A 22,670-nucleotide genomic window follows, 5' to 3' on the forward strand; every position below is an offset into this window, starting at 1 on the left:
CGCAAGGAGAACCGCATCCCATGCAAGCATCCGCAATCCCGGCCGCATCCGTGACGGTGTTCACGGCGCGCCGCATCCTGACGATGAACCCGGCGCAGCCGTCGGCCACGCACGTCGCCGTGCGCGATGGCCGTATCCTCGCGGTCGGCGACGCCGCCGACGCGGCCGCATGGCAGGCACGGTTCGGCGCGTGTACGACCGACGACACGCTGCGCGACAAGGTGCTGATGCCGGGGCTCGTCGAAGGGCATTGCCACCTGATGGAAGGTGCGATGTGGGACGCCGTGTACGTCGGCTACTACGATCGTCGGGGCCCCGACGGCACGCTGTGGCCGGGGCTGCGCTCGCTCGACGCGGTGCTCGAACGGCTCGCCGACGCCGAGCGCGCGATGACCGACGACGGGCCGCTGCTCGCGTGGGGCTTCGATCCGATCTTCTTCGGCACGGCGCGGCTGACGACGCGCGAGCTCGATCGCGTGTCGGCGCAGCGGCCGATCGCGATCCTGCATGCGAGCGTGCACCTGATGAACGTGAACGGCGCGATGCTCGCGCGCGCGGGCATCGACGAGGACACCGACATCGACGGCGTGACGCGCGACGCCGACGGCCGGCCGACCGGCGAGCTGCAGGAGTTCGCGGCGATGCTGCCGGTCTATCAGACGATCGGCGGCAAGCTGGCGATTTCCGCGAGCGAGAAGCCGCACGCGATCTGGAACTTCGGGCGCGTCGCGCAGCTCGCGGGCGTGACGACGGCCACGGATCTCGTCAACGACCTGTCGGCCGACGGTAACCGCACGCTGCATGAAGTCACCGCCGATCCGGACTACCCGGTGCGGATCGTGCCGGCGTTCGCGCCGCAGCGCAATCCGGCCCGCTCGGCCGACGGCGTGCTCGCGGAGATCGAGCGCAATACCGACAAGCTGCATTTCGGGCCGGTGAAGTTCATCGTCGACGGCTCGATCCAGGGCTTCACCGCGCGCGTGCGCTGGCCCGGTTACGCGGGCGGGCAGCCGAACGGGCTGTGGCTGATTCCGCCCGCGCAGCTCGTCGACGTGTTCGAGCCGTTCCATCGCGCGGGGCTGCAACTGCATGTGCATACCAACGGCGACGAAGCGACCGACGTCGTGCTCGACGCGATGACGACGCTGCTCGCGCGCCACCCGCGCCCCGATCATCGCCATACGCTGCAGCATTGCCAGATGGCGGACGCCGCGCAGTTGAAGCGCGTTCGCGCGCTCGGGATGTGCGTGAACTTCTTTGCGAATCATCTGTACTACTGGGGCGATGCGCACTACAGCCAGACCATCGGCCCCGATCGCGCGAACCGGATGGATGCGGCCGGCTCCGCGCAGCGGCTCGGCATTCCGTTCGCGCTGCATTCGGATGCACCGATCACGCCGCTGAATCCGCTGTTTACCGCATGGTGCGCGGTGCAGCGCGAGACCGCATCCGGGCGCGTGCTCGGCGAAGGCGAGCGGCTGGCGGTCGACGATGCGCTGTATGCGATCACGCTCGGCGCGGCCTATACGTTGCGGATGGATCATCTCGTTGGCAGCATCGAGATCGGCAAGTTCGCGGATTTTGCGGTGCTCGACGACGATCCGTCGGTGTGCGCGCCCGCGCGCCTGAAGGAACTCGCCGTGTGGGGCACCGTGCTGGGCGGGCGCGTGTTCCGGTCGCCGCGATGAGCATGCCGGTTGCGCCCGCCGAGGCCGCGCGTGCGCCGATCGACCTCGCGGTGATCGGCGGCTATCTCGGCGCAGGCAAGACGACGGTCGTCAACGCGATCCTGCAGGCACCGCATGGCCGGCGCATCGCGGTGCTCGTCAACGATTTCGGCGCGGTTAACATCGATGCGCGGCTCGTGCGAGCGCGTGGCGACGACGTGATCGAGCTCGACAACGGCTGCATCTGCTGCACGATCGGCGGCGCGCTTGTCGATGCATTGACGCGCGTTGCGATGCGCGACGTACGGCCCGAACTGCTGCTCGTCGAAGCGAGCGGGGTGGCCGACCCCGCGAAGATCGCACAGATCGGACTGCTGAACGGTGCATTCCGGCTGACGTCGGTGCTCGTCGTCGCCGACGCGATTGCGTGGCGCGACACGCTCGCCGATCCGCTCGTCGGCGCGATGGCGCAGCGCCAGCTCGACGGCGCGGGTGCGATCGTCGTGACCAAGCTCGACCGCGTGGCGCCCGCACAGCGCGACGCGGTGCTCGACGACGTGCGCGCGTGCGCGCCGACCGATATCGTCGTTGCCGCGCGGCATGGCGAGATTCCGCTCGCGCTGCTGTTCGACGCGGCCGTGTCCGATCGCGTGAGCGTGCCGGACATCGTGCGTGCGCACCGGCCGATCGGGCACGACGCGATGCCGGCGTTCGCGAGCGTCACCGTCGCCGCGCCCGGTGTGCTCGACAAGGCGCGGCTGCGCGCGTGGCTGAAGGCGTTGCCGCGCACGATCCTGCGCGCGAAGGGCATCGTGCGCGTGGCCGATGAAAAAGGGGCGGTCGCCACGCGCGCCTGCCAGGTCGCAGCGCGGCGCATCCGTTTTTCGTCGATGGAGGACGAAGGGCTGGCTTCGCTCGACGGGGACGGTGTGATGGTCTTCATCGGGATCATCGACGTGGCTGCGCAGGCCGTGTTGCGCGACGGCATCGTGCAGTGCAGCGCAACTGCCGAAACGGTTGCGCCGACATGCTTCCAGTCAACCAAGTAAGGCATCCGTAATAAGCGATGCCGGGTGACGGAAGGCGTGAATCCGCCTTCAATCTGCGTAACAATTTTCCCAGTGGGTCTTCGCAGGGCTTTGTGGTATACGTCTGAGCTTATCGCGGCACGTTGCGGTGGGCACGGGCATCGACCGGCCCTACTTTTGATGACGCACGTCAGGCGTACGAAGGGCCCGCGGCACTTCGCGCCCGGATAAGGGATAAGAACAATGGAGAACACAGCACAAGCCCTGAGAGACCTTGCGCTGGGCCCGCAGCACAACCGGCAAGTGCAGATCAGCTTTCCGGACGATAACGCGCCTTACAGAATCCTTCTGCCGAACGCATTCGATGGGGTTGAATCCTTATCGAAGGATTTCGCTTACACGATCGAAATCCTGTCGGACAACGACCATCTCGAATCGAAGGATTTCATCGGCAAGCGCGTGACGGTGAGCCTGTTGCGCGGCGACGGCACGCAACGATATTTCAATGGGCATATCTTCGCGTTCCGGCACGTTCGAACGGACGGCGGCTGGGTGTTCTACGAGCTGCAGGTCGGGCCCTGGCTGCGCTATCTGAAGTACGGCAAGCACAATCGCCTGTTCCTCGACCAGAATCTGCACGATCAGACGGCGACAGTATTTAAGGACTACGGCATATTGCCCGAGTGGGCGTGGAAGGTCGGCGAGAACGATCCGCCGATGACGATGGCCTGTCAGTTCGACGAAGACGACCACAACTACGTGCATCGGCGCTGGGAACACGCGGGTTATCTGTACTGGTACGAGCACACGGCTACGTCGCACAAGCTGACCGTCTCCGATCCGACGCGTCCCGCACCCACGATCGACGGCAGGCATCATGCAATCCGCTTCCACAATGGCATGGGCGCGGAGGAAGCGGACAGCATTCTGAGCTGGTCGCCATTCCAGCAGACAACGTCGACGCATGCGGAACTGTCCCGTTTCGACTTCAAGGCCCCGACACCGACCCATGTTCAAACGGGCCTGTTGAGCCCCGACGCCACGCTGCCGCAACTCGAATGGAACGAGTATGTCGGCGCGTACGGCTACCGGAACATGGACCACGGCTATCAGGTCGTCAATCGCCGGATGGAGGAAATCGAAGCGACGATCAAGCGCTTCGATGCAAAGGGCAACAATCGCTTCGTGCAGCCGGGCCGCTGGTTCAGGCTCACGGACCGTTATGGGTCGGCGCTGAGCCGCGAGCAACGCGACGACGAATACCTGATCGTCTCGGTCCGGCACGTGGCGACCAACAACTATCTGCAGGACACGGGTGTGCTGGCGGAATACCGCAACGCGTTCACGTGTGTTCCCAAGGCGACGCCATGGCGGCCCGGGCGCGGCTTCAACAGCGTCCAGACGAAGATTCTCGCGCCGCAGACAGCGACCGTTGTCGGTCAGTCCGGCACGAGCATTCACACGGACGAACACGGCCGCGTGCTGGTTCAATTCCACTGGGATCGCGACGGCAGGTATTCGACCTGGGTGCGGGTCGCGAGCGGCTGGGCCGGCGGTGGGCAGGGGATGGCGGCGCTGCCCCGGATCGGGTCCGAAGTGATCGTGCAATGGCTCGACGGCAATCCGGACCACCCGATCATCACGGGCCGCATGATGAACGCGCGCAACGTACCGTCATGGAAGCTGCCGGACGAGCATGCGCTGATGGGCATTCGCAGCCGGGAATTGAACGGTGCCGACGGCAACGCGTCGGGCGGCCGTAGCAATCACCTGATTTTCGACGATACGGCGAACGCCATTCAGGCGCAGCTTCGGTCCGACCATGCGGCGAGCCAGCTCTCGCTCGGCAAGATCACCCGCATCGAGGATTGGCAGGGTCGAAAGGACGCGCGCGGCGAGGGCTTCGAACTGCGTACCGACCAGGTGGGCGCGATCCGGTCCGGTAAGGGCATGGTCATCAGCACCGAGGTGCGTCCTGCCGCGCAAGGGCACCTCTCGGACGTGAGTGAGCCGGCGTCACGCCTGACCAAGGCGCAGACGCTTCATGCGCAATCGGCCAAGCTCGCGCAGCACTATCAGGCGCAGGACAGCGGGGCAGACCAGACGCCGATCGCCGATGCGCTGAAATCGCAGGTGGACGGCATTCAGGGTGCGGGGGCGACGGGCAGCAGCGACAAAGGTGACTTCCCGGAGCTCGACGAAGCGCACCTGCTGTTGGCCGGCGCGGCAGGCATTGCCGTCACGACCCCCGCGACGGTGCACGTCACGGGTGGGCAGCACGTGGGCGTCACGGCCGGCGATAGCCTGTCGGTCGCGACCGGCAAGTCGTTTTTCGCGAGCGTGTCGGACAAGTTCTCGCTGTTCGTGCACAAGATGGGAATGAAGCTGATCGCCGCGAGCGGCAAGGTGCAAGTGCATGCGGAAAACGACGAGCTGGAATTGCTGGCGAAGAAGGTTGTCGCGATCATCAGCACGACGGACTGGATCAACCTCACCGCCAAGCAGGGGATTCGCCTGACCGCGGGTAATAGCCAGTTCGAGGTCAGCGCGAAAGGTATCGTCGGCTACACGCCCGGCGAAAACAGGATTCACGCCGGCAGTCACGATACGGTCGGGCCGCAGAGCGTGCCGGCGAAGTTTCCGGGTTCGGATTTGTGTGCACCGGTCGCGGGCGACGCTGCGCAAGCCGGTCAGGCGTCGGTTTCGCTCTCCTGACGGATGAACATGTCTTCCCCCGCCATGCAAATCGCCGTGGACCAGTCGGGGCCGCTCACGTCGGGCTATCTGCTGGTCGAGCCGGCGACGCTCGACTACGCGCCCGATCTTGCTGCACTGGATATGCGTCCCTGCACGCCGCGCGTGCTGGCACATCGCGAAGAGCTGATGCCAAGGCTGATTGATCTGGGTTCGCTCGATGCGGACGTTCAACAGACGGTCACTCGATACTGGCATGAAGAAATCGACGCTGAACGCCCACCTGTTGCTTGCGCATGGATCAGGAGCGCCGTTGAGATCGACGGCGTCGCCGCGCATATTGCGCGCTATCTGGTCGGCCCGGATGCGGGTGGCGAGCCTGTTTTCTGGCGGCACTACGATCCGCGCGTGTTCGCCCTGGCGTTGGCGATTTTCAGTCCGGACCAGCAGCAAGCGCTTCTGGGCCCGATACAGGCGTGGCAGTTCGCATGGGCGGGTCACATATGGCACGTCGACGGCCCCGGTGTCGAATCCGATCCCGTCGGGCAGTCGCTTGGCTGGCCGCGCGTCGATCAATGGCCGCGCATCAATCGAAGCGAAGTCGTCGATCGGATACGCCGCCGATTTTCTGGTTTCTCGGCGTGGCAGGCCTCTAGGTTTCCGTCCTTGGCCGATTCGTTTCTCAACGCCGCTGCGGAGAACGGCCACCATTCCGCTACCGATGAACTGGTTGACGCCGCGTGGCAACAGCTGTCGCATGAGCTTGCGAGTGAGTAATACCTGTCAACTCACTTGACCTAATTCCGAGGATCGATCATGACCAGGAAAGGCTGTCCGATGTGCGACCGAGAGTCGCTGCTGATCTATCCGGTCCGATACGCGATCGCTTGTCCGCTGGGGGCGGCCAAAGCGCCCGCGCTATCCGGTCAATTCAAGATCGATGCCAACGCGCCACAGTCGGTCGGATCGGCCAAATACACGCTCCGCGCGTTGCGTCAGGGATACCTGTACACCTACGACGAGAAACGAAAGCAACTGTTCGCATACATGGTCCTGAACGGCGGCGTGTTGTTCAAGTTTGCTCCGGATATCACGCCGCCCCCTGCGCAATCTGCAGAACGCCTCGCCGAGAGTAGTTGCCCATCCGGCAAGGATTGGGCCGGCTCGTACGGGCGTTGCGTCAATGTTCAACACACGCCGGGCAGCGACGAAGCGGGCAATTTCTGGATCGGCTGGTCCAATGTGTTATGGACCAAGGACCTCGTCTATAACAAGATCAAGGACGAGAAATGGCGCAAGCTGCATATGCAATGCATCAACGTTCCGGCGATGGTCGCCGGCAACGCGACCGATACCGGCGAATTTCAGGCCAGCCAGAAAAATATCGCGCATTTCGTGATGGACGGGCCGGCGATGAAGGACGCATTCGGGTTCAGCAACCGTGCACCCAAGGACGAGATTGCATTGCGGCGGAAGGATGCCGCCAAGATCATCCAGGGGGCAATGACCGAATCTCCGCTCAAGAAAGGTTTCGTCATCGCTGTCAACGATCCCGTTGGCATGACCAACGACCTTGCCGAACTGACCGTCCCCAACACGAACAGCGGTTTCGATAATGAGACCTACTGGAAATTCATTTCGGCCCAATTGCTGGAGCGCGCCGAAGCCAGCGTTCGATTGAACGCACGGGAAGAAACCCGGGCAAGTTACGCGTCGAGTGAGCTTGCAGCGCAAGTCGACGTCGATCCGATGGCGATGGCGCCCGGCGGGGGCGGCGGTGCTGGCGACATCTCGGGTGCATATCGGATTGTGAAGGGGTGGTTCAGTACCGGTAGTCTGTCAAAGGCCCTGGATGAAGACGCCCGCCAGGCGCGGGATGTTCCCGGTGCGCAACGGAAGGCGGCTGACGAAGCCTGGGAGGAAGCGTCAACCAAAAAAGGAGCGGACAACAAACCCGTCAGCGTCATCGACATGAGTGCGCGTGACAAATTTCTCAACGAGGAGTACCCGCACAAGCTCGATGCGTTCAAGCCGTTCTGGCAACCGCTCGTGCAAGCGCATGTCGGCTGGCTCAAGTCAAAGTTGCTCGCGGACTGGATGGCCGGCACACATGACCCGAAGGACATCCGCAGCGGATATGCCTATAGCGAATCGTGTGCGCAAGCGATCGGTACGGCGGCGGGTACCGAGGAGTGCCAGAAGGTACTCAACGACTGGTTGAACAGTCGGGCATCGGACACCGGCAACCTGTACGCACGTGCGTTGATGTTCAATCATGAGCAGCTTATCCAGGCCGCAGACGCGCAAGTGCATGGCTCCGATATCCAGTACGAAAATTTTATGAATATCTACAAGAGTGCATTCGAGGATATAGAAAAGAAGCATCAGGGGGCAAACCTGATCGACCGCCTTGTCTTTACCACCGCGAATACTTTCGTAAACATTCTTGCAAAGGGGCTGAAAGGACCCGCAGTCGGATTCGTGACCATTCGTCTGGCGCTACACGCGGGCACCCCAATCAAGGCCGCGCACATCACGCCAGCCCAAATGCGAAACTGGATCGTCAATCAGGGGGAGATGCTCGGTTTGCCAGTGGACAGCGACCAACTCAGTCAACAGGCCGCCGCAGCCAATATCCGCAAGGAGGTCGTGAAGGCGTCTCCGCCATCGGACCCGGCTGTGTTCGCGTACGAACTCGACACGGACGCATGGGTAAAGGCGGGCTCGCTTGACGCGAGCGACGTCAAGGTCATCAAGGTCCCCGGTGTCGAAACGACTCGGAAATGGTTGGGCTCGTCGTCACCGTACAAATTCAACCAGGGGGTAGCCACGGCAATTTTCCAGCTTGCCACCCTCACCTTTGCGTACAAGGATTACGCCGGCAGCGATCAGTTCAACCACGGCGAAAACCTGTTGAAGCTCACGGGCTCGCTCGTGTCGATTCTCGGCAATATCGTTGAATCCGTCTCTGAAACAGTGAAGGCCGCGCCTGCTCATCCGCTCTCGGCTTACCTCATGAAGCAATGGGCCGGTGCCGAAGGCTGGGCCGAGACAGGCGCGCGGGTAGGACGAACAATCGGCGCCGTCGCAGGCATAGTGCTCGCCGGCTATGATTTGTTAAAGAATATGCCCGAGGCTTATGCGAATAAAGAAAAAGGTCTTGCCAGACTCTATGCCATTGGCGGAGTTCTCGGTATTTACATATCACTATCGCCGTTCTTCTCGGTTTTGCCGGCAGTTATCGTTGCATGGCTCCCTCCTTTCTGGATTGTTTTTGTTGCTGCGATCATCGTCGGCATCCTGATCGCTCACTTCAAGGCAGCGGCAATCAAGGACTGGATATCCCGATGCAGGTTCAGCAAAGGCGAGCACTATAGTTCATTGGATGATGAGCTGAAGGCATTCGATTCGGCAATCGGGGGGTGATGATGGATGAGCGTTTGATGAAGAAATGCATTGGCATGCCAGTTCCCGAGTGGGACTTGGCACATCGTCTGTCGATAAAACAACCTTCTGGCCCTGACATCCAGGATTTCGGATCGATCTTCAGCATCAACTCCGTATTCATGGATGTGATCGAACCTTCATTTCTGGAAAAGCAGTGGTTTATTACCGGTGTTGCGATCGCTTTTATCGCGATGGGAATTGGGCCATATATTTATTATGTCACCCATCGCGATGGATCATCCGGTGATTTCGTGATGAACGGCATTGCCATTTTTGCAGTGTTGCTGTTCGGTTCGATCGTTTGGCAGCTGGGTCGCGGTCTGTTCTTCGGCCTGCGATACCGGCCGATTCGATTTCACCGTGAATCGCAAAAACTATATGCGATCCGGGCGCGACGCTTTTCCGCGAAGCAGGGCGAGGGGGATGTGGTATGGGAGGCTCCGTGGACCGAAGATTCCATTTTTTGCCTGCATCGTGAAGACAGTCCGTTCGGAACGGTCTTTCACATCAGACATTACACGGTCGACGAACAAGGCAACGTGACGCAGGTGTTCTCCATCGGACGTGAATGGAGCGGCAAGATTCAGGTCAAGATGGCCCTGGCCGAGTGGAACTACTGGCGCCAATACATGAACAGTGGTCCCAACGGTTTGCCCAAGCCGATGTTGTTTCATACCCGGAATGAAACACCACGCGAGGCATTCCTGTTTTCGCTCTACAGCTTCGGGATGCGTGCGCCTGTTTTCATCCGTCTGTTGATGATGCCGATGATCCTGGTTTTCACGGCAATGCGAATGCTGGCGAATGCAACGTGCCGCGATCCGGTCTGGCCGAAATCGATCGAAGAAATCTCCGTGGTCGCTTCGAACGATCCGTATGCCGAGCCTCGCGCGGGCACCCCGGTGGGCTGGGGCGATACCGTCCTCGCACAGCAGCGCGGCGAATATCCGAATGATCCCAAGGCCCAGGTCGAGAACTGGACAAGTCGGGCCGACGGCATGGCGTATGCGGAGACATGGCTCGACGATCCAGCCGCGGAGATTTGAGAAGGTGGGAAGACGATGAGGGACGAAAACGGACGTGGCGTGATCCGATTGCACGACCAGACGACCCACGGTGGCGAAGTGATCACGGCGAGCGACGATTTGACGGCATTGGGCGTTCCGGTTGCGCTGAAGGGGCACCTGACATGGTGTCCAAAGTGCGGCGGGCAGTTCAGGATTCTTCCGCAAGGCAGTACCCGCAACCATCACGGCACGCCGGTCGCCTTTCATGACGATTTGACGGAATGCGGCGCGCAGTTGATTTCGTCGCTCGAATAAAGGTGTTGCGCGTGAGCGGTTCGGTGGATCGGATGAACGGAACCGTGCATGACCACGTCTGCTCGAACGGCGCGTCGTGCCGGACGGGCCGATGAACTGTCATGTTCAGTGGCCGGTCCGTTCGGCGCAGACCGGCCGGGAGTTGACGCGACGCGCGGCCATGCCCGGCATGCAGTTGTTTGATCCGATCGCGAGCAGGTCGGATCGTCTCGACACGGCGGCGGCGCTGCGCGATCCGTTGGCTCGTATCCTTCTCGCTACGCACAACGATCGATGACGGCGCGTGACGACCGTCAGGTCATGCCGGAACCAGGCCGTCCGAAACAGATCGAGGCTATTGAGGTGGGCCGCAGATCAACGCGTGTGCAGATGTCGGTTTCGTCGTGATCCTGGCCGAACCGATGGCACCCGGTGCGAAGGCCGATGGCCGTTTGGATCGCAGCAGACTTTATTTGCGTGACACCGGTCCTGATTGTTTCTCGTCCGGGCAGCGTGCATGACGTTGCCGCTGGCCGCATCCGCATCCGCATCAGCGCCGCGTGGGCGCGCTCGCGGGGTGCTTGGTGCGTGACGGCGTCTGGGGATCGAATGTTTCTTTTGTACGGTTCTTATTGAAATGAGGCAATCAAGTTGAAGATGTCATTCCTGCGCGTGACAGCCGCGCTGCTGCCGCTGTTGCTGCCGCTGGCCACGCATGCGGCCGGCTTCGACTGCGCGAAAGCCGCGTCGCCAACCGAGAAGACGATCTGTGCGGATGCGGCGCTGTCGAAGCTCGACGGCGAACTGGCGGCGGCGTGGAAGAAGGCGCTCGCAAAGGGCGGCGATACGGCTGCGCTGAAGGCCGCGCAATTGAAGTGGCTCAAGCAGCGCGACCAGTGCGGCGGCGACGAGCAGTGCCTCGGCGACCGCTACCGCGAACGGCTCGCGAGCCTGAACGGCACGCCGTTGGCCGCTGACCGCTGGCAGCAGACGTGGTATCGCGACAGCGACAACCCGTCGTTCGACGGCATGCTGACGTTCACCGGCACGGCACCGCGTCTTCATTTCGAACTGAGCGGCAACAACGGCGCGAACACTGGCGAGCTTGGCGGTGATATCGAACTGCACGGCAACAGCGGCACGTACCGCCACGATCAATGCCGGCTCGATTTCAGTCGCAAGGGTGCACGCGTGCAGGTTGCCCAGCACGGCGACGATGGCGATTGCGGCGCCGGCGCGGGCGTCGTCTACTCGGGAGACTACGTGACGGCGGCGCAGGCACAAGCGAAACCGCCCGCGGATCTCGTGAGCCTGGCCGTGCTGGCCAATGCGCAGCAGAACGCGACCGCGCACAAGCTGCTCGGCGCCGATTATCAGACGCTCGTCGACATCGTCAATTACGGCGCCGACGAAAAGGATCTCGACGGGCTCAACACGCACGTGACGAAGTACTGGGTGCGTGGCATCGCGACGACGAATGCAGCGATCGTGATGCGGCGCGGCAACGATCTGTGGATCGGGCTGCTCGTGTTCGACGCGCAGAACAACGTCCGGATGCGCTATTACACGAACGTACCGGCGTGGAAGAAAACCGTGCCGAAGACCATCCTGGTGTGGCACGACAATCTCGACAAGACGCTGCCGGTCGACGTGATGCGGTGACGGGCGGGCAGGACGGCCAGCGCTGCTCGGCCTACCTTCATTCTTTTCGCGCTGTGCGCGCCTGAGCCGGCGGCGCGGTCGATTCCCGGGCGCGCAACTCGGGCAGGGCCGCATGACCGAGCCCGTTGCGCTGTTCTCGAGCGCATCGGGCAAGGCACGCGCGACCGGGCGCCCGATCGCACCGACGTCGCACCCCATCGGCGTGCCGGCGTGCAGCCGACACGGCACCGCCGCACGACGCCACCTTCATCCGTCCCATCGCGCCGCCCGCAAGCCCCAAGCTGCTGCGCGTCGCGATCCGCCACCGCTACCGGCTGACCGGCGTATGTTCACGTCGGACGACAAAAGCACACAAATCTGATCAAACCACCTCGTCGCTCTTGTAACGATTAGTAATATTATGCGGCGGAGCGTTTTTTACCGATGAACTGTTGAATCCGCATCCGCTTCCCATGCAACACGTAATGACGACAAGCCAGCCACCGATCCTGGCGGCACCGGTTGATGCGGTGCTGCACGCCGTGATCGACGAGGTCGTCCACCGGAGCGTGTCGGAAGCGACGACGCGCAATGGCTACATGCGATGTGCCGACTACGCGATCGTCGGTGCGCGGGTGCTGACGCTGCTGACCGGCCAGCCTTACCGGCCGTTCGCGGGCGGGGAAGTGCTGGATTTCGGCGGCGGCAACCTGTATGCGCTGTGCACGACGCGCGAGCGACGCCGCACCGCGCGGCATCTGTCGCAACTGGCGAGGTATCACTGCTGGATCGAGGCGCGTCACGACGATATCGACGGCCGCGCACGCAAGGAAATCGTCGATTTCACGCTGCGCCACGACGAGACCGTGGCAAACAATCTGGGGATGCCGTTCGCGCGCCCGCACCAGGCGTATTTCTGGGGCTGGGACGACGAACACACGGTACCGGCCGAGCTGCACGATCATCCGGTGTTCGCGAAACAGGGCCCCGTGTGGCGCTGGGCGGAGCGTGAATGCACGTCGCTGCTGCGCGCATACGAGCGCGAGCGGCCCGGTTATTTCGGGCGTCAGGTGTCGCGTGCGATCGACTTGTTCGCCGATCGCGTCGAAGGTCTCGGCTGACGGCACCCCCGCTTCTGGCGACCCGTGGGCAGGCCGCCTGCCGCGCCTGCGCGAACCGGGGAAGGAAGCCCGGCGCGCTTGTCCACCGCGGGGCGTGAGCGATGTGTACAGACGCGACACCGTGCGCGGCGGCGCGAGCCGGTCGATCCGTCAACCGGCGGCCGCCACTACGCTCATCGAGCGGCCCGGACACTCATCCCTTGTTCGCCAGCGTGCCGTTGCTGTTGGCGCCGCCGAACAGCCGCGTCAGGTACTGCGTGTTCGAGTTCATCTTGGCCATCAGCGCGTTGAGCGCCGTGAACTGCGCCTGGTACTGCTTGGTCAGTTGCGACGCGTAGTCGGCCAGATCGGACTGCTGCTGCGTGACGCGCTTCAGGTCGGCGCTCAGCGCGTTCGTGCGCACGTCGATCATTCCACCCTTTTTCGTGAAGGGGGCGATCTGCTCGGCCATGCGCGCGCCCATCCCGTTCTTCGGGTTGAACAGGTGCGCGACGCCCGACGGGTTGGCGGTCAGCGCAACGTCGAGCTTCGCGCTGTCGAGCTTCAGCGTGCCGTCCTTCTCGAGCGAGATGCCGATCGACATCAGGTTCGTGTGCCCGTGGCCGCTGCCGTTGGCGACGCCGCGCGCGACGACGGAAGCAAGCGAGTTGCGGATCGTGTTCAGCGTCGAATCGCCGAGCAACACCCCCTGCGAGCTCGCCCCTGGCGTGAAGCTCGACAGCGTGCCCATCGTCTTGACGGCGGTGTTGTACAGGTTCACGAAATTCGTGATCGTCGTTGCCTGCGACTTCGTGTCGGTGCTGACCGTCAGCGTCTGCGTATCGGTCGCGCTGACCGCGGCCGCCGACAGGTTCAGCGTGACGCCGTTCAGCACGCCCGACACCGCATTGCTGGCGCTGGTCGACGCGATGCCGTTGAGCGTGAACTTCGCATCCTGCGCGACGGTGCTCTGCCGCCACGCGGCGGCGCTGTTCGCCGACTGGATCTTCGACGCGCCGCCGGACGTGTCGGCCGTCGACGTGACGCCGAGGCTCGACAGCCCGTTGTCGTTGGCCACGTTGCCGACCGCGACGCTGATCGCGTTCGCCGAGCCCGTCTTGGTCGACGCGAGCACGAGGTGCGCGCCGTCGGTGCCGTTGATGACCGTTGCGCTGACTCCCGGGTTGTTCGACGCGGTGTTGATCGCGGCCGCGATGCCCGGCAGCGTGTTGTTCGAGCGGTTGACGTCGACCTTGAACGACTGGCTGCCGAGCGACAGCGTCAGCGTGCCGGTGCCGAGCGCCTTGCTTGCGTCGACGCCCGACGAAGCCAGCGCCTGCGCGGTCGCGATCTGCGTGACGCCGACCGTGTAGATGCCGGCGACCGCCCCCGCACTGGTCGTCGCGGTCAGGCCCTTGCCGCTCGCAACCGCGGTGAACGTCGACTGCAGCCCACCGTTCGTCAGCTGCGTGAGGCCCGCCTCGAGCGCCCCCAGCGCGGACGACAGTGCGCCGAACGCGGAAATCCGCGTGGTGCCGGTGGTCTGCGACGCGGCAAGCGCGGCGGCCCGGCCGGCTGTTTTCGCGTTCACCAGCGTCTTGACGAGCGTGCCGACGTCCATCGACTGATTGCCGGTCGAGCCGTTGATGATCGATTGCGCCGCCTCTTGCATCAGGCTGCTCGCGTTCGCGCTGCTGCTCACGGGCGTGTTCGTTGCCATGGGAGGTCTCCGGTTGAAAAGCGATCCTGTGACCAGCGGCTGCCGAGTCGGCCTGCAGGCTGTTTCCGGTGCGACGCGTTCCGGCGCTCGCGGGCGGTGTCGGGGAAACGTAAGGACGTGCGCTATCGTATATTTAAATCGGTATTACTTGGTAATTTTTTGTAATGATTGTTGAGAAAAATGCGGATGGGCGAGGGGCGGGGTGATTCGAGATAAAAATTGGCGTTTTTTGGCAGGAAAAACATCATTTTGATTGTATTTTCTCAAGGATTTTTGCCGACATTTAAAACTTGCATGTGGCGTGAATATTTGATGAAATTTTTTTATCTTGCCTCGCTAAACATGGCGTCGATAGACGGTGCTCCTGCCGAAAATCGAGACCGCGAGGCTTGGCGGCTCGACAGGGGCTTGCGAAGAAAATTGGAAAAACTCACTCGATGAGGAAACGAGTACCTCCATTAGCGTTGTCATGGTTGTTCCTGAATTTTCCCGGGTCCACATTTCGATGAATACAAGAACTACGGCGAAATTCACAGACATATGCGCGCACTGTAGTTGAAGGGAGTGTCCGCAGACTCGTTATGTCGTCTTAATAGAGATCGCAGTAGCGATCGGTTATCTCGTGGCTGTCACCACGTGCGACAGCGTTGTCGCATCACCGGCTTTCGACCAAACAGGCGGGCGAATGGGAACTTGGCCGCCTGGCGCCGGCGACTGCGCAGTTTGCGGTGGTTACGGAGATCGTCGACTCCGTGACGTGGATTGGCCGGTATGTCACTGATTCGAATGACCGTCGCGCGCAATTCATCGAGGGGATGCACCGGATCGAGTGGCACGAACGTGCATTGCTCGCGGTACTGCTCGGACGATCACTCAGTGCTCCGGGGATGCCCGCCGGGTCGGTTCGAAATGAGCGCTCGACATAGGTTCATCCTATGGCCGGCAGTGCGATCGAATATTTGCGCAACCCTCGGCGACGGGTTCAAATGCCATTTCAATCAGCGCATTCAATCAAGCCCAAAGCGTGAGCGTGTCTGTTGCGGCAGGTGGCACATCGTACGGGCGACCGAGGAGATAGCAGGTGCGAATTCTGGTGGCAGTCAAACGTGTCGTCGACTACAACGTGAAGGTCCGCGTGAAGTCGGACCACACGGGTGTCGACATTGCGAACGTGAAGATGTCGATGAACCCGTTCGACGAAATCGCGGTTGAAGAAGCGGTGCGCCTGAAGGAAGCGGGCGTGGCGACCGAAGTGATCGCGGTGTCGGTGGGCGTCGCGCAAGCGCAGGAAACGCTGCGCACGGCGCTGGCGATCGGCGCGGATCGCGCGATCCTGGTCGAATCGACCGACAGCGTCGAGCCGCTGGCCGTCGCGAAGATCCTGAAGGCGCTGGTCGACAAGGAACAGCCGCAACTGGTGATCCTGGGCAAGCAGGCCATCGACGACGATTCGAACCAGACGGGCCAGATGCTGGCTGCGCTGGCAAGCCTGCCGCAAGCGACGTTCGCGTCGAAGGTGACGGTGGCCGACGGTAAGGCAACGGTCGCACGCGAAGTCGACGGCGGCGCGGAAACGCTGTCGCTGACGCTGCCGGCGGTGATCACCACCGACCTGCGCCTGAACGAGCCGCGCTACGTGACGCTGCCGAACATCATGAAGGCGAAGAAGAAGCCGCTGGAAACCGTGAAGCCGGAAGACCTGGGCGTGGACGTTGCGCCGCGTCTGAAGACGCTGAAGGTGGTCGAGCCGCCGAAGCGCGCAGCCGGCGTGAAGGTGCCGGACGTGAAGACGCTGGTCGAGAAGCTGAAGACCGAAGCCAAGGTGCTGTAAGAGGGAGCGGAAAGAAATGACGATTCTGGTGATTGCAGAACACGACAACGCGTCGATCAAGGCCGCGACGCTGAACACGGTGGCGGCGGCAGCGAAGATCGGCGGCGACATTCACGTGCTGGTCGCGGGCCACAATGCGCAAGGCGCAGCCGACGCAGCGGCGAAGATTGCAGGTGTGTCGAAGGTACTCCTGGCCGACGCGCCGCAACTCGAAGCGGGCCTCGCGGAAAACGTCGAAGCGACGGCACTGAACATCGCGAAGGACTACTCGCACATCCTCGCGCCGGCGACGGCCTACGGCAAGAACATCGCGCCGCGTATCGCCGCGAAGCTGGACGTCGCGCAGATCTCGGACATCACGGCGGTCGATTCGGCCGACACGTTCGAGCGCCCGATCTACGCGGGCAACGCGATCGCGACGGTGCAGTCGAGCGACCCGATCAAGGTGATCACGGTGCGCGCGACGGGTTTCGATCCGGTGGCAGCGGAAGGCGGCAGCGCGTCGGTCGACAAGATCGAAGCGGCAGCCGACGCTGGCAAGTCGCAATTCGTGAGCCGTGAAGTGACGAAGCTGGACCGTCCGGAACTCACCAGCGCGAAGATCATCGTGTCGGGCGGCCGCGGTCTGGGCAGCGGCGAGAACTACACGAAGGTGCTGGAGCCGCTGGCAGACAAGCTGTCGGCAGCCCTGGGCGCATCGCGCGCGGCAGTCGACGCGGGCTACGTGCCGAACGACTACCAGGTCGGCCAGACCGGCAAGATCGTCGCGCCGCAGCTGTACATCGCGGTCGGCATCTCGGGTGCGATCCAGCATCTGGCGGGCATGAAGGATTCGAAGGTGATCGTCGCGATCAACAAGGATCCGGAAGCACCGATCTTCAGCGTGGCCGACTACGGCCTCGTCGGCGATCTGTTCGCGCTCGTGCCGGAGTTACGCGAAGCATTGCAGTGATCGGCGAGTCCTGCCTCTTGTTCGTCCCCTTTACAGAAGATTGCCATGTCACCCGAAGTTGCCTTCTCCGCCCAGTCATATCTTTTTGTTCCGGGTAATCGGCCGGAGCGTTTTGCGAGCGCGCTTGCGAGTGGCGCCGACGCGGTCATCATCGATCTCGAGGATGCCGTGGAGCCCGCAGCCAAGGTCAGCGCCCGGGAAACCGTGAGGGCATGGGTATCGCGCGACCAGCCGGTTCTCGTGAGAATCAACGGACGTGGTACGCCCTGGTTCGAGCAGGATGCAAAACTCGTCGGGCTTGAAGGTATCGCGGGTGTCGTCATTCCGAAAACGGAGGGGCTCGACGATATCGTCGAAGTCGTATCGAACGCGAAACGCAAGATCCCGGTTTTTCCTCTCATTGAAACGGCAAGAGGAATGTGGTCGGCGATGGACATCGCAAAAGCGCCTTCCGTGAAGCGCTTGATGTTCGGCACGCTCGACTTCATCGCGGAGATGGGAACCGATGACGATTGCGAGGCGTTGAATCCCTACCGGACCCAGCTTGCCCTTGTGTCGCGTGTCGCCGGGATTGAGCAGCCGGTAGACGGTGTCACGCCTGATATCCACGATACGGAGCGGCTCGTGGCGGATACGCAGAACGGCAAGCGTCACGGCTTCGGCGCGAAGCTCTGTATCCATCCCGGGCAGATCGCGGCGGTACACGCGTGTTACTGCCCGAGCGCCCGCGATGTCGAGTGGGCGACTCGCGTGGTCGATGCGGTGTCTCGTGCAGACGGTGCCGCAACGACGGTGGATGGAAAGATGGTCGACCGTCCGGTTTTGTTGTGTGCGCAGAAGGTCCTCGCATTTGCGTCGCACCGCAGGATGACGGTGGCTGTCTGAACCGGTTCCCGGCGAGCAGCGCTGGATTCGAGCGGTTGAACCGGGGTAGACCATCGAGCAGGTCGTATCGACACCTGCTTGAAACCTGAAACACGGACGGAACGCCGCATGACTCGCATACGTGCCGGTGAACGTGAACCTACGTACGTACGCGGGGCCGGAGGGGCGGTTCTGCCCGGCGGCCGCGTATGAGTTCGTGAAGAACGGCGACGACAGCGACCGCCTGGTGATCAACGCGCAGAACTGCGTGCACAGCAAGACCTGCGACATCAAGGATCCGACGCAGAACATCGTGTGGGTCACGCCGGAAGGTGGCGGCGGCCCGAACTACCCGAACATGTGAAGCGGAAGAGACAAACCCACTCATGACGAAAGACGAGGGGTTTGCCAACGATCGGAATCACGATCGCGAGATTGCGCGCAGTACATCGATGACCGAGCCGCCGCGATATTGCTGCAACGCGACGACCCGACCTTCCCGATGCTCGGCGACGCGCGCCTGGCGCGGGCTTCTGGCCGCTACTTCCGCTCGTCGAGGTGCGTCGCTTCACCCGCGCGTCGGAGACACATCGAGCAAATCAGCAGCACGACGCTCATGGCGCTCACGTACCAGAAGAACGTGGACTCGATGCCACGTGATTTCAACCACAGCGCGACATACTCGGCTGTTCCGCCGAACGCGGCGTTGGCGATGGCATAAGGCAGGCCCACCCCCATCGCGCGAACACCTGCCGGGAACAATTCTGCCTTGAGCAGCCCGCTGATGGACGTGTACAGGCTCATGCCGAGCAGGCTCACCAGAACCAGCCCGAACGCCTTCCACGGATCCGCATTCGTGCCGATGACGGTCATCAGCGGGACAGTCGCACCGATGAAGAACAGGCTGAATGCAATCATCTGCGGTCGGCGGCCAATGCGGTCGGACAGCATGCCGAACAGCGGCTGCACGCACATGAAGATGAAGAGTGCGCCAGTCATGACGCTGCTGGCCATCTTCGGGTTCATATGAGCCGTGTTGACCATGTATTTCTGCATGTACGAGGTGGTCGTGTAAAACAGCAGCGAGCCGCCCCCTGTAAAACCCAGCACCATCAGCAACTCCCTGGGATGCTGCAGCATGCCTCGAATCGTGCCGGCGAGCGGATGGGCGCGATGCGCGCTGGAGCTGGATTCGTGCATGGCACGCCGCACGACCATCGCGACGACTGCGCCAACGGCGCCGAGCGCAAACGGGACCCGCCAGCCCCAGTGGCGGAGTTCCTCCGTTGTCAGCAGCGACTGAAGAATCGCGACGACGAGCACCGCAAGCAACTGACCTGCAATGATCGTCGCGTAGTGGAAGGAGCCATAGAACCCCCGGCGCCCGGGCGTGGCGACTTCGCTCAGATAGGTCGCGCTGGTTCCGTATTCTCCGCCGACGGACAGGCCTTGAAGCAGACGGGCGAGCAACAGCAGCAGGGATGACCACGCGCCGATCTGCGCATAGGTCGGCAACACGGCGATCATGAGCGAACCGAAGCACATCATGAACACCGAGATGACCATCGATTTCCTGCGCCCCCGCCGGTCTGCGATCCGGCCAAAGAGCCAGCCGCCCACGGGTCGCATCAGGAACCCGGCTGCGAAAATGCCGGCGGTATTCAGCAACTGCGATGTCGGATCGCCGGCGGGAAAGAACGCCGGCGCGAAATACAGCGCCGTGAACGCGTAGGCGAAGAAGTCGAACCACTCGACCACATTGCCTGAGCAAGCCACGAGGATGGCTTTCAAAGCAGGCTTGCGAGCGGAAATCGCGTCGGAGGGGAGTGGATTGGCCGAATCGGCCACGGTCGTGACGGGCATGCGTTGTCTCCAGGGTCGATCAGAGGCCGCGCATCAGCGCATACTCTGATTCCATGCTTCGTGGTCGATCGGAGCCGGCGCGTTAGCGCTGGCCCCGATCCCATGTGCAGCTCTTGAATGGAATGCCGTTCACCCGATGAAGGGTGCGGATTTTTGTTGTAGTAGTGCTAAGAGACGCGCCGATCGATGCAGGGGGGCTTGTTCAGACCGCGCCGGCTTCGCGCAGCGCGCCAATCTGGTAGTCGTCGTAGCCGAGCTCACGCAGGACGGCATCGGTATGCTGGCCAAGCGCGGGCACGGGATCCATGCGCGGCTCGTCTGCGAGGTCGAGTCCTGGCGGACAGAGGGCGGGGATGTCGCCCGCCGGCGTGCCGACCGTGGTCCAGCGGTTTCGTGCGATGAGCTGGGTATGCTCCCAGACGGCTTGCATATCGTTCATGCGGGCGTTCGCGATACCGGCCTGCTCAAGCCGGTCGATCACGTCGGCGGCCGTCAGGGGCGAGAACGCACGAACGATGACGGCCATGAGTGCGTCGCGATTCGCGACGCGACGGCTGTTCGAGATGAATCGCTCGTCCGTCGTCACTTCCGGCTGTCGAAGCACGATCTCGCAGAAGCTTTTCCATTCACGCTCGTTCTGCAAGCCGAGCATGACGGTCTTGCCATCGCCGGCCTTGAACGGGCCATAAGGGAAGATCGTCGCGTGCGACGCGCCGGTCTGGCGCGGTGCGGTCTGGCCGTCGATCGCGTAGTAGAGCGGATAGCTCATCCACTCGACCATGCTTTCGAGCATCGACACGTCGATGTTGCGGCCTTTGCCGGTCCGCCCGCGTTCGATGAGTGCCGCGAGGATGTTCGTATAGCCGTACATGCCGGCGGCGATATCGGCGATCGAGCAGCCGGCTTTCGCCGGTTCGCCGTCGGAGCCGGTGATGCTCAGGAAGCCTGACTCGCTCTGAATCAGCAGGTCATACGCCTTCTTGTCACGGAACGGACCATCGAGCCCGTAACCCGAGATGTCGCAGACGATCAGCCTCGGATATCGATCGCGCAGCGTTTCGTAGTCGAGCCCCAGCCGCTGGGTTGCGCCGGGCGCGAGATTCTGCACGAACACGTCGGCATCGGCGAGCAGCTTGTGCACGACCTCGATCGCCGCGGGCTGCTTCACGTCGAGCGTGATGCTTTCCTTCGAGCGATTGGTCCACACGAAGTGCGACGCGAGCCCGGACACGCGCTCGTCGTAGTTGCGCGCGAAATCGCCTACGCCGGGCCGTTCGACCTTGATGATGCGTGCGCCGAGATCCGCAAGCTGGCGCGTGCAGAACGGTGCCGCGATCGCGTGTTCGAACGTGACGACCTTGATGCCTTCCAGTGGGCGCATGACCGACGCTCCCCGTCAGAACGAACGCGGCAGGCCGAGGATATGCTCGGCGACATACGACAGGATCAGGTTCGTCGAGATCGGGGCGACCTGATACAGGCGCGTCTCGCGGAACTTGCGCTCGACGTCGTATTCGCTCGCGAAGCCGAAACCGCCGTGGAATTGCAGGCAGGCGTTCGCTGCTTCCCATGACGCATCTGCCGCGAGCAGCTTCGCCATGTTCGCCTGCGCGCCGCACGGCTGATGCGCATCGAATCGCCGCGCAGCCTCGAAACGCATCAGGCTGGCCGCTTCGACGTTGATGAAGGAGCGGGCGATCGGGAACTGCACGCCCTGGTTCTGGCCGATCGGCCGGCCGAACACGACGCGATCCTTCACATACTGCGAGACCTTGTCGACGAACCAGTAGCCGTCACCGATACACTCGGCCGCGATCAGCGTGCGCTCTGCGTTCAGGCCATCGAGGATGTACTTGAAGCCCTGGCCTTCCTCGCCGATCAGGTTCTCCGCGGGAATCTCGAGGTTGTCGAAGAACAGCTCGTTCGTCTCGTGGTTGACCATGTTCGGAATCGGGCGGACCGTCATCCCATTGCCGATCGCGTGATGGAGATCGACGATGAAGATCGACATGCCTTCGGATTTCTTCTTCACGTCGGACAGCGGTGTCGTGCGCGCGAGCAGGATCATCAGGTCGGAATGCTGGATACGCGAGATCCATACCTTCTGACCGTTGATCACGTACCGGTCGCCCTTGCGTACCGCGGTCGTCTTGATTTTCGTCGTGTCGGTGCCCGTCGTCGGCTCGGTGACGCCCATCGACTGCAGGCGCAGCTCGCCGCTCGCGATCTTCGGCAGATACTGCTGCTTCTGCTCGGCGGAGCCGTGGCGCAGCAGCGTGCCCATGTTGTACATCTGGCCGTGGCAAGCCCCCGAGTTGCCGCCTGCGCGATTGATCTCCTCCATGATGATCGACGCCTCGGTGAGTCCGAGGCCCGAGCCGCCATATTCCTGCGGAATCAGCGCGGCAAGCCAGCCGGCTTTCGTCAGCGCATCGACGAACGCTTCCGGATAGCCGCGTTCTTCATCGACCTTGCGGAAATATTCGGCGGAAAACTGGCCGCAGAGATCGCGAACGGCTTCGCGAATGTCCTGATAGGCGTCGGCATGGGTCATGGAGTGTC

At 62.7% G+C, this 22,670-nt stretch carries 16 protein-coding genes and 1 pseudogene; 13 read left to right on the top strand and 4 right to left on the bottom strand.

All coding sequences use genetic code 11. From position 1 onward, the window contains the following. Window positions 1-20 precede the first annotated feature (20 nt). The 9 genes from QZM67_RS06790 to QZM67_RS06830 all read left to right on the top strand — a co-directional run bounded on the left by QZM67_RS06790 (window position 21) and on the right by QZM67_RS06830 (window position 12,899). The gene (locus QZM67_RS06790) at window positions 21-1,688 is read left to right on the top strand and encodes an amidohydrolase (RefSeq protein ID WP_301801459.1); all 1,668 of its coding nucleotides are present in this window, start codon (window positions 21-23) and stop codon (window positions 1,686-1,688) included. 2 nt (window positions 1,689-1,690) lie between these two features. Then, entirely contained in the window at window positions 1,691-2,716 is a 1,026-nt protein-coding gene (locus QZM67_RS06795) for a GTP-binding protein (RefSeq protein WP_301801460.1), read from the top strand. Between the two features lie 222 nt (window positions 2,717-2,938). Continuing rightward, complete coding sequence (locus QZM67_RS06800) at window positions 2,939-5,410, top strand: type VI secretion system Vgr family protein (protein ID WP_301801461.1); 2,472 nt, start codon at window positions 2,939-2,941, stop codon at window positions 5,408-5,410. Window positions 5,411-5,419: 9 nt separating this feature from the next. Next, window positions 5,420-6,166: a DUF4123 domain-containing protein gene (locus QZM67_RS06805; RefSeq protein ID WP_301801462.1), complete on the top strand. Its 747-nt coding sequence runs from the start codon at window positions 5,420-5,422 to the stop codon at window positions 6,164-6,166. Window positions 6,167-6,205: 39 nt separating this feature from the next. After that, window positions 6,206-8,815: a T6SS effector BTH_I2691 family protein gene (locus QZM67_RS06810; RefSeq protein ID WP_301801463.1), complete on the top strand. Its 2,610-nt coding sequence runs from the start codon at window positions 6,206-6,208 to the stop codon at window positions 8,813-8,815. Between the two features lie 17 nt (window positions 8,816-8,832). Beyond that, a complete protein-coding gene (locus QZM67_RS06815; RefSeq protein ID WP_301801464.1) occupies window positions 8,833-9,882 on the top strand; it encodes a DUF6708 domain-containing protein in 1,050 nt (349 codons plus the stop codon). 15 nt (window positions 9,883-9,897) lie between these two features. Next, window positions 9,898-10,158 carry a PAAR domain-containing protein gene (locus QZM67_RS06820; RefSeq protein ID WP_301801465.1) on the top strand — a complete coding sequence of 87 codons (261 nt, stop codon included), beginning with the start codon at window positions 9,898-9,900 and terminating at the stop codon, window positions 10,156-10,158. A 636-nt stretch (window positions 10,159-10,794) separates the two neighbouring features. Then, on the top strand, window positions 10,795-11,799 hold the full coding sequence (locus QZM67_RS06825) for a lysozyme inhibitor LprI family protein (protein ID WP_175020959.1): 1,005 nt from the start codon (window positions 10,795-10,797) through the stop codon (window positions 11,797-11,799). Between the two features lie 452 nt (window positions 11,800-12,251). Continuing rightward, window positions 12,252-12,899: a hypothetical protein gene (locus tag QZM67_RS06830; RefSeq protein WP_043184016.1), complete on the top strand. Its 648-nt coding sequence runs from the start codon at window positions 12,252-12,254 to the stop codon at window positions 12,897-12,899. A gap of 193 nt (window positions 12,900-13,092) precedes the next feature. On the opposite strand, the gene fliD is transcribed toward QZM67_RS06830, so the two are convergent. Further along, a complete protein-coding gene (gene fliD / locus QZM67_RS06835) occupies window positions 13,093-14,598 on the bottom strand; it encodes a flagellar filament capping protein FliD (RefSeq protein ID WP_301801466.1) in 1,506 nt (501 codons plus the stop codon). 1,081 nt (window positions 14,599-15,679) lie between these two features. Here fliD and QZM67_RS06840 point away from each other — a divergent pair. The 4 genes and pseudogenes from QZM67_RS06840 to QZM67_RS06855 all read left to right on the top strand — a co-directional run. Further along, window positions 15,680-16,429 carry an electron transfer flavoprotein subunit beta/FixA family protein gene (locus QZM67_RS06840; RefSeq protein WP_301801467.1) on the top strand — a complete coding sequence of 250 codons (750 nt, stop codon included), beginning with the start codon at window positions 15,680-15,682 and terminating at the stop codon, window positions 16,427-16,429. Window positions 16,430-16,445: 16 nt separating this feature from the next. Next, a complete protein-coding gene (locus tag QZM67_RS06845) occupies window positions 16,446-17,381 on the top strand; it encodes an electron transfer flavoprotein subunit alpha/FixB family protein (RefSeq protein ID WP_301801468.1) in 936 nt (311 codons plus the stop codon). Between the two features lie 45 nt (window positions 17,382-17,426). Next, the gene (locus QZM67_RS06850; RefSeq protein ID WP_301801469.1) at window positions 17,427-18,266 is read left to right on the top strand and encodes a CoA ester lyase; all 840 of its coding nucleotides are present in this window, start codon (window positions 17,427-17,429) and stop codon (window positions 18,264-18,266) included. A 121-nt stretch (window positions 18,267-18,387) separates the two neighbouring features. Further along, window positions 18,388-18,609 (top strand): annotated as a pseudogene (locus QZM67_RS06855) (4Fe-4S dicluster domain-containing protein); the annotation flags it as partial. A 176-nt stretch (window positions 18,610-18,785) separates the two neighbouring features. On the opposite strand, the gene QZM67_RS06860 reads toward QZM67_RS06855, so the two are convergent. From QZM67_RS06860 to QZM67_RS06870, 3 genes are all read right to left on the bottom strand, one after another. Beyond that, a complete protein-coding gene (locus QZM67_RS06860) occupies window positions 18,786-20,108 on the bottom strand; it encodes an MFS family transporter (protein ID WP_301801470.1) in 1,323 nt (440 codons plus the stop codon). Window positions 20,109-20,310: 202 nt separating this feature from the next. Beyond that, window positions 20,311-21,489, bottom strand: a complete 1,179-nt coding sequence (locus tag QZM67_RS06865; RefSeq protein WP_301801471.1) for a CaiB/BaiF CoA-transferase family protein — start codon at window positions 21,487-21,489, stop codon at window positions 20,311-20,313. A gap of 15 nt (window positions 21,490-21,504) precedes the next feature. Further along, the gene (locus QZM67_RS06870; RefSeq protein ID WP_301801472.1) at window positions 21,505-22,662 is read right to left on the bottom strand and encodes an acyl-CoA dehydrogenase family protein; all 1,158 of its coding nucleotides are present in this window, start codon (window positions 22,660-22,662) and stop codon (window positions 21,505-21,507) included. Window positions 22,663-22,670: the final 8 nt, after the last annotated feature.

The organism is Burkholderia sp. AU45251 (genome assembly GCF_030482905.1).
Lineage (GTDB): Bacteria > Pseudomonadota > Gammaproteobacteria > Burkholderiales > Burkholderiaceae > Burkholderia > Burkholderia aenigmatica.